Genomic DNA, 16,713 nt, shown 5'->3' on the forward strand with positions numbered 1-16,713 from the left:
GTCAACCCGAGTTTTTTGATAGGAATAATAAAACAGGCCCTGAGGCCTGTTTTTATTGTCATTATTTTTTAAACCAATCTTTTGACTCGGGATTTAATTTCCATGATTTCAGTTTTTCAATGTCAGCTGAATGAATCGTTCCGTTTTCAAGCGCGACTTCAATCAGCGTGTCATAATCCGTTAACGAGTAATAAGGAAGACCCGCTTTTTTAAAGGCTTCTTTTGCTTTCGGCAGTCCGTATGTAAAAATGGAAATGACGCCGAGAACTTCCGCGCCCTCTCTTTGAAGGGCCGCCGCAGCTTCAAGCACGCTGCCCCCGGTAGAAATCAAGTCTTCAATCACGACTGTTTTTTGTCCTTTCTTAATGGCGCCTTCTATTTGATTTCCTTTGCCGTGCGCTTTCGGTTTGCTTCTGACGTAGCACATCGGCGCGCCTGTACGATCTGCGAGAAGCGCAGCATGCGGAATGCCCGCCGTTGCAGTGCCCGCGATCATCTCCGCCTCGGGGAAATGCTCTTTCAGCAGTTTGCCGAGCCCGTCCGCCACATCATTTCTCACTTTTGGATACGACAATGTCAGACGGTTGTCACAATAGATCGGTGATAAAATGCCGCTCGCCCACGTAAACGGCTCATTCGGGCGTAAAAAGACAGCTTCAATGTGTAATAGATGTTTTGCGATAGCCTGTTTCATCGGCGAACGCCCTCCCATTCCAGTTTAATTGCTTCATATGCTTTAACGGGGTTTTCCGCTTTTGTAATTGAGCGGCCCACGACGATGGCTGACGACCCGTTTTCTTTCGCAAATGACGGAGTCGCCGTCCGGACTTGATCGTCAGCTGCGTCACTGGCCGTGCGGATGCCCGGTGTGACTGTCAGAAATGAAGGCCGGACCGCTTCATAAATGGCTTTTGTTTCATGTACCGAACATACCACTCCGTCCAGCCCGCACTCTTCCGCCATTTTGCCGTAATGCACAACCGTTTCTAACAGCGGCTTATGCAGCAGAAGCTCTTCCTTCGCCACCTGCTCTGAAGTGCTGGTCAGCTGAGTCACCGCGATTAAAGACGGGCGTTTTCTGCCTGCCGGCGTGCCTTCTTCAAGCCCCTCAAGGGCCGCGCGCATCATGCGTGCGCCCCCTGCCGCATGCACATTGACGAGATCAACGCCGAGGCCGGCAAGCCGCCTCATCGCTTTATTGACCGTAGTCGGGATATCATGAAGCTTTAAATCTAAAAATATATCACAGTTCCGTTCTTTTAATTGGTGAATGATGGCGGGGCCTTCCTGATAAAAAAGTTCCATCCCCGTTTTGACAAAAAGCCTTTCCTTTTCAAACAAGTCTAAAAACGTTAAAGTCTCTTCCCCTGATGCAAAATCAAGCGCGATGATGGGCAGGTTGTTTTTCATGTTTCCAGCTCCTTCCGATGCATTCACTTACAGATTGAAAGCCGTGTTGGCGCAGCACACGGGGGAGCTGTTCTATGATTTCCGGGCAGACGAACGGATTGACGAAGTTCGCCGTGCCGACGGCAACCGCACTCGCTCCCGCAAGAAGAAATTCTAATGCATCCTCTGCGGTCTGAACGCCGCCCATCCCGATAATCGGGATTTGAACGGCCTGGCTGACTTCGTATACCATCCGGATGGCGACCGGTTTGATCGCCGGGCCTGACAGTCCGCCCGTTTTATTTGCTAAGATCGGCCGTCCCGTCTTGAGATCGAGCCTCATCCCGATGAGTGTATTAATCATCGTCAGACCGTCAGCACCGGCCGCTTCAATCGCTTTGGCAATTTCGGTTATGTTTGCGACATTAGGCGAAAGCTTCACATACACAGGCACTGCGGAAACTTCTTTCACCGCTTTTGTCAGTTCGGCCGCCATGACGGGATCAGTGCCAAAAGCAATCCCACCTGTTTTGACATTCGGACATGAAATGTTAAGCTCAAGCGCATGCACATTCGGCGCTTGGCTGATGTGCTCGGCCACTTCTTTATAGTCGTCCACCTGAGAACCGGCGACATTTGCGATAATCGGCGTGTCAAATTGTTCGAGCCAAGGCAGCTCATGATTGAGCACATGCTCAAGCCCGGGATTTTGCAGTCCGATGGCATTCAGCATTCCCGCGCTTGTCTCCGCCACTCTCGGCGTAGGATTTCCGAAGCGGGCTTCGTTCGTCGTTGCTTTAATCATAATGCCTCCGAGACATGATAAATCGTAAAATCCGGCATATTCTTTCCCGAAACCGAAACATCCGGAAGCGGGGATGATCGGATTTTTCAATTGGAGACCCGGCAGATTCACTTCTAACATTACAGCGCCACCTCCTCAGCTTTAAATACCGGCCCGTCAAGGCAGACCTTTACATAGGATGTATCGCTTTCACCCGTGCGGCACACGCAGGCGAAGCAGGCCCCGATGCCGCAGCCCATCCGCTCTTCCATCGAAAGGTAAACCTCTTTATGGCCGTACTGCTGCTTCAGAGCTTTCAGCATCGGTGTCGGTCCGCAGCTTAGCAGGACATCGAATTCGAGCTGCTTTTCACGGATGACATCGGTGACAAATCCTTTCTCTCCATATGTTCCGTCAGCCGTCGCCACATAGGTGTCTCCGTACGCACGACATTCCTGTTCGTAAAAAACATCCTTTGCTGATTGAAATCCAAGCACATGAATGACGTTTACGCCTTTTTCCGTCAGGCGCTTTGACAGTTCCTGCAAAGGCGGAACCCCGACTCCGCCTCCGACTAACAGCGCGGTTTTGCCGGGTTCAATCCGCCGGACGGGGAATCCGTTGCCGAGAGGGCCGAGAACGTCTATCCTGCCGCCCTCTTTTTTCTCGGACAAAAGACGCGTTCCCTCACCGTCAGCTCTGTAGATAACGGATACTTCATTCGCGGCGAAATTGACGTCCGCAATGCTGAGCGGTCTTCTTAATAGCGGCGTGACCGCGTCACTCACCTTCAGATGAAGAAATTGACCCGGCTCGGTAAGGTGCCGGACAAGCTCTCCTTTCAGCACCATCTTATAAATCCTGTCGGCAATCTCTAAGTTGGATTGAACAGTCAAATGCGCTTTCTTCATATCGTGACTGCCGCCTTTTGATTGGTTTCGGATGCAGGCATATGATCCGCCCGGAATGTCATGCTTTCCAATACCCGCAAAATGGCTTCGGCCGTATCTAAAGATGTCAGGCAGGCGACTCCGTTCTCAACGGATTCGCGGCGGATTCTGAAGCCGTCTCTGGCCGGCTGTTTGCCCTTTGTCAGCGTATTGATGACAAATTGCGCTTCGCCGTTTCTGATGACATCGAGCAGATTTTTCCCTTCTTCGCCGATTTTTCCGACGACCTGAGCCGGAATCTGAGCGTCTTTCAAATAAGCCGCCGTTCCTTCCGTTGCCAAGATTTTATAGCCGATGGCGTGGAACCGCTTGGCGATCAGCAGTCCTTCTTCTTTATCTTTATCGGCAACAGTCAACAGCACTGAGCCGTAGTTCGGAATTTGAATGCCAGAGGCAATCAGCGCTTTATAGAGCGCTTTTTCAAGGGTTGAATCTTTGCCCATGACCTCTCCCGTCGACTTCATTTCAGGGCCTAACGTAATATCCACTCTTCTCAGCTTCGCGAATGAGAAGACAGGCGCTTTCACGAATACCCCCTGCTGTTCAGGCTGCAGCCCCTCTTGATAGCCGAAATCAGCAAGCTTTTGGCCGAGGATGACCTTTGTCGCCAGGTTCGCCATTGGGATTTTTGTGATTTTGCTTAAGAACGGCACGGTTCTGCTTGACCGCGGATTTACCTCAAGCACATACACCTCACCTTGCGACAGGACGAACTGGATGTTCAGCAACCCGATGATGTTAAGGCCTTTTGCTAAGGCTACAGTGTATTGTTCGATTTTTTTCTTAATGTCTTCGCTTAAAGACTGAGGCGGATAGACGGCGATTGAATCCCCTGAATGGACGCCGGCCCGCTCGATATGCTCCATAATTCCCGGAATAACGACTGTTTCGCCGTCAGATACGGCATCGACTTCGATTTCTTTCCCCGTCAGATAACGGTCGATTAACACCGGATGCTGCGGGTTGATTTTGACCGCATTTTTCATATAGTGAAGCAGCTCTTCTTCGTGATAGACGATTTCCATCGCCCGGCCGCCGAGCACATACGAAGGGCGGACAAGTACCGGATAGCCGATGGATGCGGCGATTTTGACAGCTTCGTTCACCGACACGGCGGTTTTTCCAAGAGGCTGCGGCACATTCAGCGCCTCAAGCGCCTGCTCGAACTTATCCCGGTCTTCCGCACGGTCTAAATCTTCAAGTGATGTGCCGAGAATTTTGACGCCGCGGGCGCTCAATTCTTCCGCAAGATTGATCGCCGTCTGCCCGCCGAATTGGACAACAACGCCTTCCGGCTGTTCCAAATCAATGATGTGCATGACATCTTCAACCGTCAGCGGTTCAAAATACAGTTTGTCTGATATGCTGAAATCAGTGGACACCGTCTCAGGATTGTTGTTGATAATAATCGCTTCATAGCCTGCCTGCTTGATCGCCCAGACAGAATGAACGGTCGCATAGTCAAATTCGACGCCCTGTCCGATACGGATCGGCCCGGAACCGAGGACGACGACGCTTTTTCTTGAAGTAACCTCAGACTCGTTCTCTTCCTCATATGTGCTGTAGAAGTACGGGGTTTCTGATTCGAATTCCGCCGCGCATGTATCCACCATTTTATATACAGGCTTGATGTCTGCTTCTTTTCGCATTTGATACAGCTCTTGTTCCGGCATATTCCATTCCCGGCTGATATATTTGTCGGAGAAACCGAGTTCCTTCGCTGTTTGAAGGACGGCGAGGCTGCCTTTTTCCGCTTTCAGCTCTGTTTCAAAAGCGACCAGCTTCCAGAGCTTGTGCAAAAAGAATACGTCAATTGCGGAAAACTCATGAAGCTGCTCCACTGTATAGCCTCTTCTGAACGCTTCAGCAAGATAAAACAGGCGTTCATCCCCGGCTTTTCTGATCCGTTTTTCCAAAAGTCCGTCAGAAATCTCTCCCGCATCCTTCAGTTCCAGGTGATAGACATCGGCTTCCAGTGAGCGGACCGCCTTTAACAGCGATTCTTCAAGGGTGCGTCCGATGGCCATGACCTCTCCGGTGGCTTTCATTTGCGTCCCGAGCCTGCGGTTTGCCGACTCAAATTTGTCGAACGGCCAGCGCGGGATTTTAGAAACGATATAGTCAAGCGCGGGCTCAAAAGCCGCATATGTTTTTCCTGTTACGGGATTCATCATTTCATCAAGAGAAAGCCCGACTGCGATTTTCGCCGCAAGCTTTGCGATCGGGTAACCCGTCGCTTTTGAAGCGAGGGCAGATGAGCGGCTCACCCGCGGATTCACTTCGATAATGTAATATTGGAAGCTGTCGGGATCGAGCGCGAGCTGAACATTACAGCCGCCTTCAATGCCGAGCGCGCGGATCAGCTTTAATGAAACATTGCGCAAAAGCTGATATTCCCGGTCGCTCAAAGTCTGGCTCGGGGCAACGACGATGCTGTCGCCCGTATGGATGCCGACCGGATCGATATTTTCCATGTTGCAAACGACGATCGCGTGATCTCTGCTGTCTCTCATGACTTCATATTCGATCTCTTTGTAACCGGCAATGCTTTTTTCCAGAAGGCACTGATGGACGGGGCTGAGTTTTAATCCGTTTTCGACGATCTCTTTCAGTTCTGCTTCATTCGAGCAGATGCCGCCGCCCGTTCCGCCTAATGTGTAAGCGGGGCGCACGATAACCGGAAACCCGATCCGGCCGACAAATTCCTCGGCTTCCTGTAAAGTGCGGATGATCTCACTTTCCGGCACCGGTTCATTCAGCTCATTCATCAGCGTACGGAATAAGTCGCGGTCTTCCGCCTGCTGGATGGCGGACAGCTTTGTGCCGAGCACTTCCACCCCGCATTCCTCAAGAACCCCGAGTTCAGACAGCTCGACGGCAAGGTTCAGTCCGGTCTGTCCTCCCAGAGTCGGCAGGATGGCGTCCGGCCGTTCTTTTCTGATAATACGCGTGAGAAACTCCGGCGTCAGCGGCTCTATGTATACCCGATCAGCCATTTCCGTATCCGTCATAATCGTTGCCGGATTCGAGTTGACGAGAATGACTTCATAGCCTTCTTCCTTTAAAGCGAGACACGCCTGTGTGCCCGCATAATCAAATTCCGCCGCCTGTCCGATAATAATCGGGCCTGATCCGATCACTAAAATCTTTTTAATATCTACGCGTTTTGGCATACCGCTTCCCCTTCTTTCTCAGTTGTTTCGATCAAGTCAATGAATCTGTCAAATAAATGATTGGCGTCTTCCGGCCCCGGTGAAGCTTCAGGGTGGTACTGAACCGTAAATGCCGGCAACGTTTTATGCTTGAGTCCTTCGATCGTTTGATCATTGATCGCAATGTGCGTCACTTCAAGCTCTGTCTCATCTATTGAAGAAACTGTATATCCGTGGTTTTGGGCGGTTAAAGCGACTTTCCCTGTCGCAAGCTCTTTAACCGGATGATTGGAACCCCTGTGTCCGAATTTCATTTTTTCCGTTTCCGCTCCGGATGCCAGCGCAAATAATTGGTGGCCGAGGCAGATTCCGAATAACGGCACCTTCCCGAGTATGCCTTTTATCATTTCAATGGCTTCCGGCACATCTTTCGGATCTCCGGGTCCGTTAGAAAGCATGATGCCGTCCGGCTTGAGCTGAAGCACTTCTTCCGCCGTTACATTGTACGGCACAACGATGACATCGCATTTTCTTTTGTTTAACTCTCTTAAAATGCCGTGCTTCATACCGAAATCGACGAGTACGATGCGTTTGCCGCGGCCCGGACTCGGATATGCCGTTTTCGCAGATACTTGAGCGACTTGATTTCTCGGCAGTTCCGTTTCTTTCAGCCTTGCAAGAACCTCACCGACATTCTCCTCACTTGAAGCAAACGTTCCTTTTAATGCGCCGGCCGTGCGGATCATTCTTGTGAGCTTTCTCGTGTCAATCCCTTGTAAGCCGGGGATATTTTTCATTTTCAGATACTCGTCAAGCGTGTAAGCCGAACGCCAGTTGGAAGGCAGCTCGCACAGTTCTTTTACGATCAGCCCTTTTACAAAAGGAGTGATGGATTCAAAGTCATCTCTGTTAATTCCGTAGTTGCCGATCAGAGGATACGTCAGCGTCACGATCTGCCCGCAGTAAGAAGGGTCTGATAAAATTTCCTGATAACCGGTCATTCCCGTGTTGAATACAACTTCACCCGCGGTATGTTCCAGGCTCCCGAATGCTTCACCCTCAAATACCGCTCCATTTTCCAGCACTAGTCTTCTTTTCATTTGACGAGTCTCCCTTCTTCATATGCAAGCTTACCGGCAGCCATCGTTGCAACAGGCCAGCCGAAGCACTTCATCTTGTTGAATGGCGTATTTTTTCCTTTAGATAAAAATGTATCTTTGTCAATGGCTGCTTCTTTTTCCAGATCAATCAGGGTAATGTCAGCCGGCGCCCCCGGTGCAAGCGTTCCGTACGGAAGACCGAATGCCTCGCAAGGTTTTACCGTCATGAAATCAACCAGCTGCTTCAGCGTCCACGTCCCGTTTTTCACAAAATGTGTGTACAGAAGCGGAAAGGCTGTTTCTAAACCGACGATACCGAAAGGCGCAAGCTTCATATCCGTGTTTTTCTCTTCTTCTGTATGCGGCGCATGGTCAGTGGCGATGAAATCAATCGTGCCGTCTAAAAGCCCTTCAATCAGCGCCTCTCTGTCCTCTTTGCTGCGAAGCGGCGGATTCATTTTAAAATTGGTATCAAGTCCCGGGATATCTTCGTCACAAAGCAGCAGGTGGTGCGGCGACACTTCCGCCGTCACGCGGATTCCCGCTTTTTTTGCGTCTCTTACGGCTCTGACGGATTCTTTCGTGCTGATATGACACACATGGTAATGGCAGTCCGCCGCTTCCGCCAGCAGGACGTCACGGGCGATATGTACCGCTTCACAAATGGAAGGTATGCCGTTCAGGCCGTTCGCTTTTGAAAAAGATCCTTCATGCACGCTTCCGCCGTAAATAAGCGAGTTATCCTCACAATGAGCGACAATCGCTTTATTCATTGAAGCCGCCCGTTTCATGGCTTCATACATCATTCCTGCCGTCTGAACGCCGACGCCGTCATCGGTGAAGGCGAATGCGCCCGCTTCATGAAGCGCCTCAAAATCTGTCATTTCTTCGCCGATTTGTCTGATCGTAATTGATGCGTAAGGAAGGACCCTGACAGATGAGGTTTCTTTGATCCGGTTTTGCAGCCATTCCATCTGCTCTTTCGTATCCGGCACCGGTCTTGTATTCGGCATGGCTGCGACTGTGGTAAAGCCGCCCCGCGCCGCGGCTTTAGAGCCCGTCTCAATGGTTTCTTTTTTCTCGCCGCCCGGTTCTCTGAAGTGGACATGAAGGTCTACGAGCCCCGGTGAAACGAACAGTCCCTCAGCGTCGATCACCGTTTCTCCTTCTTTCGCTGTCAGAAGCCCGGTTTCCGTAATGAATTCACCCGTTACCCGGATATCCTGTGCCACTTTTTCTCCCTGTTCATTTAACATCCAGCCGTTTTTAATGAGATAAGACATAAGCCGCTTCTCCCCTTTTCACATTGGTTTGCAGTGCTCTTTTTAAGACTGCCATTCTGATATACACACCATTTTCCATTTGTTTAAAGATTCTTGATTTTCCGCATTCCACTAATGTTGTGTCAATTTCGACTCCTCTGTTCACCGGTGCGGGATGCATGATGATGGCATGCCGCTTCATGCTCTCCGCCCGCTTTGCGGTCAGCCCGTATGCTTCCAGGTAGCCTTTTTGGTCAGCTTCTGTCTGATGCCTTTCATTTTGGATGCGGAGCAGCATGACGACATCTGAAGCTTGTATGGCTTCATCCGTCTGAACACAGGTGCCGAAGGCGTTTTTCTCATCCTGCCATTGCGGCGGACCAGAAAACAGCACGCGTGCGCCGAGCCTTGTCAGCACCTCGGCATTCGACCTTGCCACCCTGCTGTGTTTGATATCGCCATGAATGGAAACCGTCAGGCCCTGAAAGGTCTCAAATTCCTCTTGAATCGTCATTAAATCGAGCAATGACTGAGTCGGGTGCTGGCCGCAGCCGTCGCCGGCGTTTAAGATCGGAATATTGACTCTGCCGGTCAGATCTTTGTAATATTCATCCGTGCTGTGCCGGATGACGCAGGCGTCCGCTCCGATTGATTCCAGTGTTTTGACCGTGTCATATAAGGACTCGCCTTTTTGAACGCTTGTGCTCGTATCGTCTAAGCTGAGCACGTTCATTCCGAGTTTCTTTTCCGCCACTTCAAAGCTGAACCGCGTTCTCGTGCTCGGTTCAAAAAACAGATTCGCAACAAATTTTCCCGCGAGATCGGGGCGGACTGTTCCCTCTTTTATCGCTTTTGCCTCACGCAGCAGTTCTGTAATTTCAGCCGTGCTCAGTTCAGACATCGCCGTTAAATGATTCATGTTTTTCTCCTCCGTTTCCGCTTGAAGGCCGTAAAAAACACCCCGGTCTATAGACTCGGGGTGCGGTTAAAGAGAGAAGCAGCGTACAGCTTCTTCCCGTTATAACCCTTCCAAGCCTCTCTGGACTTTCTTTAAAAGGTTTTACATATGATTTTGTTTTTCTGATGCAATCGCGTCTTCTTCATTTGCATGCGGCAGGATGAGGTTCAGGATGACTCCGACGATTGCCGCAAGCGCCATGCCGGATATTTGGAACCCGCCTTTTGATACTTGAATAAAAGCCCCTCCGACGCCGATCACGAGGATGACGGATGTGATAATTAAATTTCTCTTGTTTTCATAATCAATGTTGTTGTCAATCAGCATTCTTAAGCCGCTGGAGGCGATAATTCCGAAGAGCAGGAAGGAAACGCCTCCCATAACCGCGGACGGAACAGAGCTGATCAGCGCTGATACTTTTCCTATAAATCCGAAGCACAGCGCAATCACACCCGCGCCGCCGATGACAAAGACGCTGAAAACTCTCGTAATTGCCAGTACACCGATGTTTTCGCCGTATGTTGTCGTCGGCGGGCCGCCGATTAACGAAGCGATAATCGTCGCTACGCTGTCCCCCATTATGGAGCGGTGCAGTCCCGGCTTTTTAATGAAATCCTGTCCGACGACTTTACTCAGCACCATTTGGTGGCCGATATGTTCTGACATCGTCACGAAAGCGACCGGCACCATCGCAGCCGCAATGCCCAATGTCACTGACGGCGTATAGTCTTTGAAAGGGATGATAAATTCAGGAGCGGCGAACCATTTTGCATCAATGACCGGCTGAAAATTGACGATACCCTGTGTCAGCGCAAACAGATATCCGCCTATAATGCCGATCAATACCGGAATCAGGCTTAAAAATCCTCGTAAAAAGATGGCGCAGATAATGGTGATTGCCAAAGTGACGCCGGCTACACTGAAATGTTTCAAGCTGTAGACGAGTTCCTTCGCATTCGGATCAGCATACATTGCCATATTGACGGCTGTGCTTGCCAGTCCGAGGCCGATGACGATGATGACCGGCCCGACGACCACCGGGGGCAGCAGCTTCATCAGCCACCCCGTTCCAAGCTGCCTGATGAGAAGTGCGATCAGGCCGTACACAATTCCCGCCAGGAAAGCGCCGACCATGGCAGCCCCCGGCCCTCCCGTCGCCTTCACCAAGATAATCGGTGATATAAAGGCGAATGATGAGCCGAGATAAGCGGGAATCTGGCCTTTTGTCACCAAGAGATAGGCGAGTGTCCCGATTCCGCTCGTGACAAGCGCCACAGCCGGGCTCATTCCGACCAGTTTCGGCACGAGTATGGTTGAGCCGAACATGGCGAATAAATGCTGCAGGCTGAATGACAGCCAGGACAATGGATTGGGGACGTCCCTGACTCCCAGGTTTACTTTTTTCTTACTCATGGCGTTTTCCTCCCGGTTGACTTTCAAATGGTATAAAAAAACCTCTTTGCTTTTTGCGCAAAGAGGCATACAAAACCCGGCCGCGTCGATCCGCCCGGCTTTGTGTTTTAAAATCCTCTTTGCAAACTCTCTGGAATGCATTTAAAAAGGGTGATTATTCATTTTCATAAATGGCGACCATATCAGTCTGATCAACTTCGCTCAGCTGAACCATCACTTTTTCAGCTTTTGAGGTCGGAATGTTTTTCCCGATATAGTCCGCTCTGATCGGCAGTTCCCGGTGCCCTCTGTCGACAAGCACGGCAAGCTGTATCGATGACGGCCGCCCGACATCAACGAGGGCATCCATCGCAGCTCTCACCGTCCGGCCGGTATAAAGCACATCATCAACCACAATGACCTTTTGGTCTGTGATATCGGCCGGAATGTCCGCGCCTTTTACAAGCGGCTCTTCATTGCTCGTTTTTTTCGTGAGATCGTCACGGTAAAGGGTGATATCGATTTCCCCGACGGTGACCGGATTCCCTTCAATCTGTTCGATCCGCTCGGCCAGCCGCTTCGCTAAATAAATGCCTCTTGTTTTAATTCCTACAAGAATGCAGTCATTCATTCCTTTATTCCGTTCGATCATTTCATGGGCTATCCTTGTCAGCGCCCGCCTGATCGCCTGTTCGTCGAGAATAACAGCTTTTTGATTCACTCGTGACACCTCTCCATTCGTATATAAGAAGAAAAAACCCCTCCTGCCAGAGCATAGAGGGGTTCCTTTCCAGGACGAAGACACACGTGTATCTCTTCTGTCCTATCCGTTATCCTTCTCAGCCTCTCTGGACTGTGTTAAAGAATCTATTCAGCTTGTTTTTATTATTTCAGAAAAGAAACTCGCTGTCAACGGCTATTTCTTAAATCTTCAATGAGTTTTTTCATATCTTCAGGAAGGGGCGCTTCAAACTCCATGTATTCGCCCGTCCGGGGATGATCAAAACCTAATATTCCGGCATGAAGCGCCTGACCGTTAAAATCAACGGTTTTTCTCGGTCCGTATTTCGGATCGCCCGCCAAAGGAAATCCGATATATTTCATATGAACACGGATCTGATGCGTTCTTCCGGTCTCAAGACGGCACTCTACGAGCGTGAAATCTTGAAAACGCTCAAGCACGTGGAAATGCGTGACGGCGTTTTTGCTGCTTTCTCTTGTTACGGTCATGCTTTGACGGTCTTTTTTATCTCTCCCGATCGGAGCGTCAATCGTTCCGTCATCATGTGAAATCATCCCGTGGACAACCGCTGTGTACTTTCTGGTCACGGTTTTATTGACGAGCTGATTAACGAGTGATTCATGCGCCATATCGTTTTTAGCGACCATTAACAGACCGGAAGTATCTTTATCAATCCGGTGGACGATTCCCGGGCGCATGACGCCGTTAATGCCGGAAAGGTCGTTGCAGTGAGCCATCAGTCCGTTTACAAGCGTCCCTGTCACATGGCCGGGCGCCGGGTGTACAACCATGCCCCGCGGTTTGTTCACAACCAAGACGTCCTGATCCTCATAGTAAATGTCCAAATCCATCGGCTCTGCAAGCACGTCCAATTCTTCCGGTTCAGGAATGGTGACGTTTACCTGATCGCCGGGCTGCATTTTATAATTCGCTTTTACGGATTTGCCGTTAACGGATACCAGTCCCTCTTTTACCCACTGCTGCACTTGAGTGCGTGACCAGTTTTCTCCCGTTGAAGCCAAAAATTTATCAATCCGTTCGCTCTTTTGTTCAGGCTGAACGGTTATCTCAAATTGATTCATGTTATTGCTCCTTCTTTTTCCCGCTGTCAAACAGCATATGAATAAATAAAAGTATTACACCGACGCACAGTGAGGAGTCCGCGATATTAAAAATCGGATAGTGATAATCCACGATGATGACATGAATAAAATCCACCACTTCCTGGCGCGCCGCCCGGTCAATAAAGTTTCCGGCCGCACCGCCCAGCATTAAGCCGAGAGAAATTCCGAGTAACATCTGCCCTTTTGCATAACGCTGTATGTAATAAACGATTCCGATAATCACGGCGATGGTAATGACGTAGAAAAACCACATTTGGCCGGCTAAAATCCCCCACGCCGCTCCCGTGTTGCGATGAGATGTGATATAAAGCACCTGATTGATGACAGGTATGCTTTGTCCCAATTCCATATGGCTGACGACAAGCCATTTGGTCAATTGGTCGGCAATAATAATAAAAAGAGCGATAAGATAATAAAGCACACACGTTCCTCCAGTATACAGTTACTTTTATCCTTTATGAATTTTATCAGTAAAAGATGCCAGAGTAAAGGCAGATCATAAGCGCATGCAAACAGACGCTGTCACTCATACAGCGCCTGATCATATGCATAATCTCCGGGTTCCCAATATGGAAGGGTTTTCTTTTCAAATTGAGCGGGATAATAAAAATCATCAGCGGTTCTGGCCGTCGGCAACACCGCAAGTTTTTCAATCGGAATGGGGGCGCCTGTTTTTTCACAATAACCGTACGTATTGTTTTCAAACTTAGACAGGGCAAGAAGAACGTCCTGAAGTTCTTCTTTTATATGATAGATCAGAGTTGCTTCTTGGTCGTTCATTGAAGGTTCAACAGATGCTGACATTTGAAAGCAAGAATATTCGAATAATCTTGATTGAAGTTCTTCTTTCATCATGAGAAGCTCCGTGTGGATTGCGGTCAGTTGATCATTCATTCATCACAACTCCTGCTCTTGATGTTATGGCTTTATTGTTGCCCCCAGAGCGCCATTTGAAGCCCATAAGATTTTTCCTGTCGTTCTAATCGATGACATTGCTGGCATGTAAAAAAGCGCCCGGCTGACACCGGGCGCTTTCCCATTTATTATTTTTGATAATATTTTTCAACGATTTCTGCATTGCGCAGTGATAATGTCGGATATTTCGGATTGGCTCCGACATCTTTAGAAATTACGCGGGAACGCTCACACATCTGGCCTTCCGCTTTTTCTACGGTCATTTTTCCTGTTGTGAAACTTTGCGCGTTTTCAGGCGCTTCACTTTCGTCTTTTACTGTCAGTTCTGAGACGATAAACAGCTGCGCGATGTTTTCTTTAATGGATGACAAGAGGTCGCGGTTTTCTTTGTTCGGATACAAAGTCAGGCTCGCTTCCAATGATCTTCCGATAATTTTTTCGTTACGGGCTGTTTCCAAAGCTTTCAGCACGTCGTTTCGAAGCTCCATGAAGCGGTCGAACTTTTCTTCTGTCGCTTGACTGTCCGGAACAGCAATGGTTTCCGGCATATCTGTCAGCTGCACGCTTGCTTCTTCAACAAATGATAAGTGAGACCACATTTCATCCGCCGTATGCGGGAGAATCGGCGCCGTCAGCTTCACTAACGCCAGCAGCGTTTCATAAAAGACGGTCTGCATGCTGCGGCGGTCCGGATGATCCGCATGCTCGATGTACACAACATCTTTTGCAAAATCAAGATAGAAGGAGCTGAGCTCGATCGTACAGAAATTGTGAATGCTGTGATAAACCACCGCAAATTCATATTCATCGTACGCTTTTTTCACCTTATCAATCAGCTTATTCAGCTTGATCAGCATATATTGATCCACTTCGCGGAGATCTTTTACATCAACGGCATTGACACTTGGATTGAAATCGAACAGGTTGCCGTGAAGGAAGCGGAACGTGTTGCGGACTTTCCGGTATACTTCCGCAACCTGCTTCAGAATGGCGTCAGACACGCGAACGTCCGCCTGATAATCCACTGACGATACCCATAATCTTAAGATGTCGGCACCAAGCTGTTTCATGACTTTAGCCGGAACAACAACGTTACCGATTGATTTACTCATCTTGCGTCCTTCTCCATCCAGTGCGAACCCATGGCTGAGCACACCTTTATACGGCGCTTTTCCTGTTACGGCTACTGCTGTAGAAAGAGAAGAGTTAAACCAGCCGCGATATTGGTCAGATCCCTCTAGGTATAAATCAGCCGGGCGAACGAGGTCATCACGTTCTTCAAGCACTGCTTGATGTGAAGAGCCTGAATCAAACCAAACATCCATGATATCCTGTTCTTTTGTAAATGTGCCGTTCGGGCTGCCAGGATGCGTAAAGCCTTCCGGAAGAAGATCCTTTGCTTCTTTTTCAAACCAAATGTTTGATCCGTGCTGTCTGAACAATTCAGAAACATGTTCAATGGTTTCATCTGTAATAATCGGTTCTCCGTTTTCAGCGTAAAATACCGGAATCGGCACACCCCACGCACGCTGTCTGGAAATACACCAGTCTCCGCGGTCCCGAACCATGTTGTGCAAACGCTGCTCACCCCATTCAGGAACCCATTTGGTTTCTTTAATGGCATCCAGCAGGTCTGATCTGAAATCTTTAATAGACGCAAACCATTGCGCTGTCGCTCTGAAAATGGTTGGTTTTTTTGTTCTCCAATCATGCGGATAAGAATGAGTAATGAATTCAAGCTTCACAAGTGCGCCTTTTTCATCGAGCTGCTGTGTGATCGCTTTGTTTGCATCATCATAGAACATGCCTTCAAACCCAGGGGCTTCGCTTGTCATTACACCTTTTTCATCGACTGGGCAAAGCACATCTAAACCGTATTTTTGGCCAATGATAAAGTCATCTTCCCCATGTCCTGGCGCTGTATGAACACAGCCTGTTCCGGCATCAGTTGTTACGTGTTCACCAAGCATAACGAGAGAGTCTCTGCCATATAGCGGGTGTTCAGCGATAATGTTCTCAAGGTCTTTTCCTTTGACCGTTCTTGTCACTTCATACTGATCAAATCCGCATGCTGATGCAACACTTTCGACTAAGGCACTTGCTACGACAAAGCGGTCTTCACCTACTGCAATCACGCTGTACTCAAGATCAGGGTGCACTGAGATTCCGAGGTTCGCCGGAATTGTCCAAGGCGTTGTTGTCCAAATAATGATGCGCTCGCCGTTTTCAAGAACGCCTTTTCCGTCTTTTACACCAAAAGCGACGTAAATAGATGCTGAACGTTTGTCTTGATATTCGATCTCGGCTTCAGCCAGAGCAGACTCACTTGAAGGTGACCAGTTAACCGGTTTAAGGCCTTTGTAAATGTAGCCTCGTTTTGCCATTTCACCAAATACGCGGATTTGCTGCGCTTCGTATTCCGGTTTTAATGTCACGTATGGGTTTTCCCAGTCACCGCGGACACCAAGACGTTTGAATTGCTCACGCTGTCCCTCGATTTGCTTCCAAGCGTACTCTTCACATAGTTTGCGGAATTCCGCTACTGACATTTCTTTCCGGTTTACTTTTTTGTTTTTCGTCAGCGCCGTTTCAATCGGCAGTCCGTGCGTATCCCAGCCCGGCACGTACGGTGCGTTGTAGCCGCTCATTGATTTATAGCGGACGATGAAGTCTTTCAGGATTTTGTTCAGGGCATGGCCCATGTGGATGTCTCCGTTTGCATAAGGAGGTCCGTCATGCAGCACGAATTTCGGGCGGTCTTTCGTCCGTTCTTGAACAAGACGGTAAATGTCCTGCTCCTCCCAGTCTTTTTGCATGTCCGGCTCACGATTCGGCAGATTTCCGCGCATCGGAAAATCTGTTTTCGGCATTAACAGCGTATCTTTGTAATCCATTTTCATTCCTCCACAACATTTTTCAGAAAATAAAAAAAGCCCTCTCATCCC

At 49.2% G+C, this 16,713-nt stretch carries 14 protein-coding genes; all 14 read right to left on the reverse strand.

The features are described from left to right. Positions 1 to 61: 61 nt before the first annotated feature. The 14 genes from pyrE to ileS all read right to left on the reverse strand — a co-directional run bounded on the left by pyrE (position 62) and on the right by ileS (position 16,662). Positions 62 to 694 (reverse strand): orotate phosphoribosyltransferase, encoded by a 633-nt coding sequence (gene pyrE, locus CXL14_RS15415; RefSeq protein ID WP_007611309.1) that lies wholly within the window; start codon positions 692 to 694, stop codon positions 62 to 64. Then, positions 691 to 1,410, reverse strand: coding sequence for an orotidine-5'-phosphate decarboxylase (gene pyrF, locus CXL14_RS15420; RefSeq protein ID WP_014417733.1), 720 nt, complete (start codon positions 1,408 to 1,410; stop codon positions 691 to 693). Before pyrF ends, pyrE begins: the two co-directional genes overlap by 4 nt. Then, positions 1,379 to 2,314 carry a dihydroorotate dehydrogenase gene (locus tag CXL14_RS15425; protein WP_003154377.1) on the reverse strand — a complete coding sequence of 312 codons (936 nt, stop codon included), beginning with the start codon at positions 2,312 to 2,314 and terminating at the stop codon, positions 1,379 to 1,381. The genes pyrF and CXL14_RS15425 overlap by 32 nt, the downstream gene beginning before the upstream one ends. Further along, on the reverse strand, positions 2,314 to 3,084 hold the full coding sequence (locus CXL14_RS15430; RefSeq protein ID WP_014417732.1) for a dihydroorotate dehydrogenase electron transfer subunit: 771 nt from the start codon (positions 3,082 to 3,084) through the stop codon (positions 2,314 to 2,316). The genes CXL14_RS15425 and CXL14_RS15430 overlap by 1 nt, the downstream gene beginning before the upstream one ends. Then, complete coding sequence (gene carB, locus CXL14_RS15435; protein WP_014417731.1) at positions 3,081 to 6,296, reverse strand: carbamoyl-phosphate synthase (glutamine-hydrolyzing) large subunit; 3,216 nt, start codon at positions 6,294 to 6,296, stop codon at positions 3,081 to 3,083. The genes CXL14_RS15430 and carB overlap by 4 nt, the downstream gene beginning before the upstream one ends. Further along, positions 6,281 to 7,375: a carbamoyl phosphate synthase small subunit gene (locus tag CXL14_RS15440; RefSeq protein WP_007409730.1), complete on the reverse strand. Its 1,095-nt coding sequence runs from the start codon at positions 7,373 to 7,375 to the stop codon at positions 6,281 to 6,283. Before CXL14_RS15440 ends, carB begins: the two co-directional genes overlap by 16 nt. Next, complete coding sequence (locus CXL14_RS15445; protein WP_014417730.1) at positions 7,372 to 8,658, reverse strand: dihydroorotase; 1,287 nt, start codon at positions 8,656 to 8,658, stop codon at positions 7,372 to 7,374. The genes CXL14_RS15440 and CXL14_RS15445 overlap by 4 nt, the downstream gene beginning before the upstream one ends. Next, the gene (locus tag CXL14_RS15450) at positions 8,642 to 9,556 is read right to left on the reverse strand and encodes an aspartate carbamoyltransferase catalytic subunit (RefSeq protein ID WP_014417729.1); all 915 of its coding nucleotides are present in this window, start codon (positions 9,554 to 9,556) and stop codon (positions 8,642 to 8,644) included. The genes CXL14_RS15445 and CXL14_RS15450 overlap by 17 nt, the downstream gene beginning before the upstream one ends. A 141-nt stretch (positions 9,557 to 9,697) precedes the next feature. Beyond that, positions 9,698 to 11,008, reverse strand: a complete 1,311-nt coding sequence (gene pyrP / locus CXL14_RS15455; protein ID WP_025649477.1) for a uracil permease PyrP — start codon at positions 11,006 to 11,008, stop codon at positions 9,698 to 9,700. 154 nt (positions 11,009 to 11,162) lie between these two features. After that, positions 11,163 to 11,708, reverse strand: coding sequence for a bifunctional pyrimidine operon transcriptional regulator/uracil phosphoribosyltransferase (gene pyrR / locus CXL14_RS15460; RefSeq protein ID WP_003154392.1), 546 nt, complete (start codon positions 11,706 to 11,708; stop codon positions 11,163 to 11,165). A gap of 188 nt (positions 11,709 to 11,896) precedes the next feature. Next, positions 11,897 to 12,811, reverse strand: coding sequence for an RluA family pseudouridine synthase (locus tag CXL14_RS15465; RefSeq protein ID WP_014417727.1), 915 nt, complete (start codon positions 12,809 to 12,811; stop codon positions 11,897 to 11,899). A 1-nt stretch (position 12,812) separates the two neighbouring features. Continuing rightward, on the reverse strand, positions 12,813 to 13,274 hold the full coding sequence (lspA, locus tag CXL14_RS15470; protein ID WP_014417726.1) for a signal peptidase II: 462 nt from the start codon (positions 13,272 to 13,274) through the stop codon (positions 12,813 to 12,815). 101 nt (positions 13,275 to 13,375) lie between these two features. Next, positions 13,376 to 13,747 (reverse strand): TraR/DksA family transcriptional regulator, encoded by a 372-nt coding sequence (locus CXL14_RS15475; RefSeq protein WP_003154399.1) that lies wholly within the window; start codon positions 13,745 to 13,747, stop codon positions 13,376 to 13,378. A gap of 149 nt (positions 13,748 to 13,896) precedes the next feature. Then, positions 13,897 to 16,662 carry an isoleucine--tRNA ligase gene (gene ileS, locus CXL14_RS15480; protein WP_012117512.1) on the reverse strand — a complete coding sequence of 922 codons (2,766 nt, stop codon included), beginning with the start codon at positions 16,660 to 16,662 and terminating at the stop codon, positions 13,897 to 13,899. Between the last annotated feature and the right edge of the window lie 51 nt (positions 16,663 to 16,713).

Origin of the sequence: Bacillus sp. SJ-10 (assembly GCF_002843505.1) — a bacterium.
Classification (GTDB): Bacteria; Bacillota; Bacilli; order Bacillales; family Bacillaceae; genus Bacillus; species Bacillus velezensis.

Excerpts from the sequence above, each read along its gene's own strand:
- pyrE (WP_007611309.1), bottom strand. The coding sequence starts at position 694 with ATGAAACAGGCTATCGCAAAACATCTATTACACATTGAAGCTGTCTTT.
- pyrF (WP_014417733.1), bottom strand. The coding sequence starts at position 1,410 with ATGAAAAACAACCTGCCCATCATCGCGCTTGATTTTGCATCAGGGGAA.
- CXL14_RS15425 (WP_003154377.1), bottom strand. The coding sequence starts at position 2,314 with ATGTTAGAAGTGAATCTGCCGGGTCTCCAATTGAAAAATCCGATCATC.
- CXL14_RS15430 (WP_014417732.1), bottom strand. The coding sequence starts at position 3,084 with ATGAAGAAAGCGCATTTGACTGTTCAATCCAACTTAGAGATTGCCGAC.
- carB (WP_014417731.1), bottom strand. The coding sequence starts at position 6,296 with ATGCCAAAACGCGTAGATATTAAAAAGATTTTAGTGATCGGATCAGGC.
- CXL14_RS15440 (WP_007409730.1), bottom strand. The coding sequence starts at position 7,375 with ATGAAAAGAAGACTAGTGCTGGAAAATGGAGCGGTATTTGAGGGTGAA.
- CXL14_RS15445 (WP_014417730.1), bottom strand. The coding sequence starts at position 8,658 with ATGTCTTATCTCATTAAAAACGGCTGGATGTTAAATGAACAGGGAGAA.
- CXL14_RS15450 (WP_014417729.1), bottom strand. The coding sequence starts at position 9,556 with ATGAATCATTTAACGGCGATGTCTGAACTGAGCACGGCTGAAATTACA.
- pyrP (WP_025649477.1), bottom strand. The coding sequence starts at position 11,008 with ATGAGTAAGAAAAAAGTAAACCTGGGAGTCAGGGACGTCCCCAATCCA.
- CXL14_RS15465 (WP_014417727.1), bottom strand. The coding sequence starts at position 12,811 with ATGAATCAATTTGAGATAACCGTTCAGCCTGAACAAAAGAGCGAACGG.
- CXL14_RS15475 (WP_003154399.1), bottom strand. The coding sequence starts at position 13,747 with ATGAATGATCAACTGACCGCAATCCACACGGAGCTTCTCATGATGAAA.
- ileS (WP_012117512.1), bottom strand. The coding sequence starts at position 16,662 with ATGGATTACAAAGATACGCTGTTAATGCCGAAAACAGATTTTCCGATG.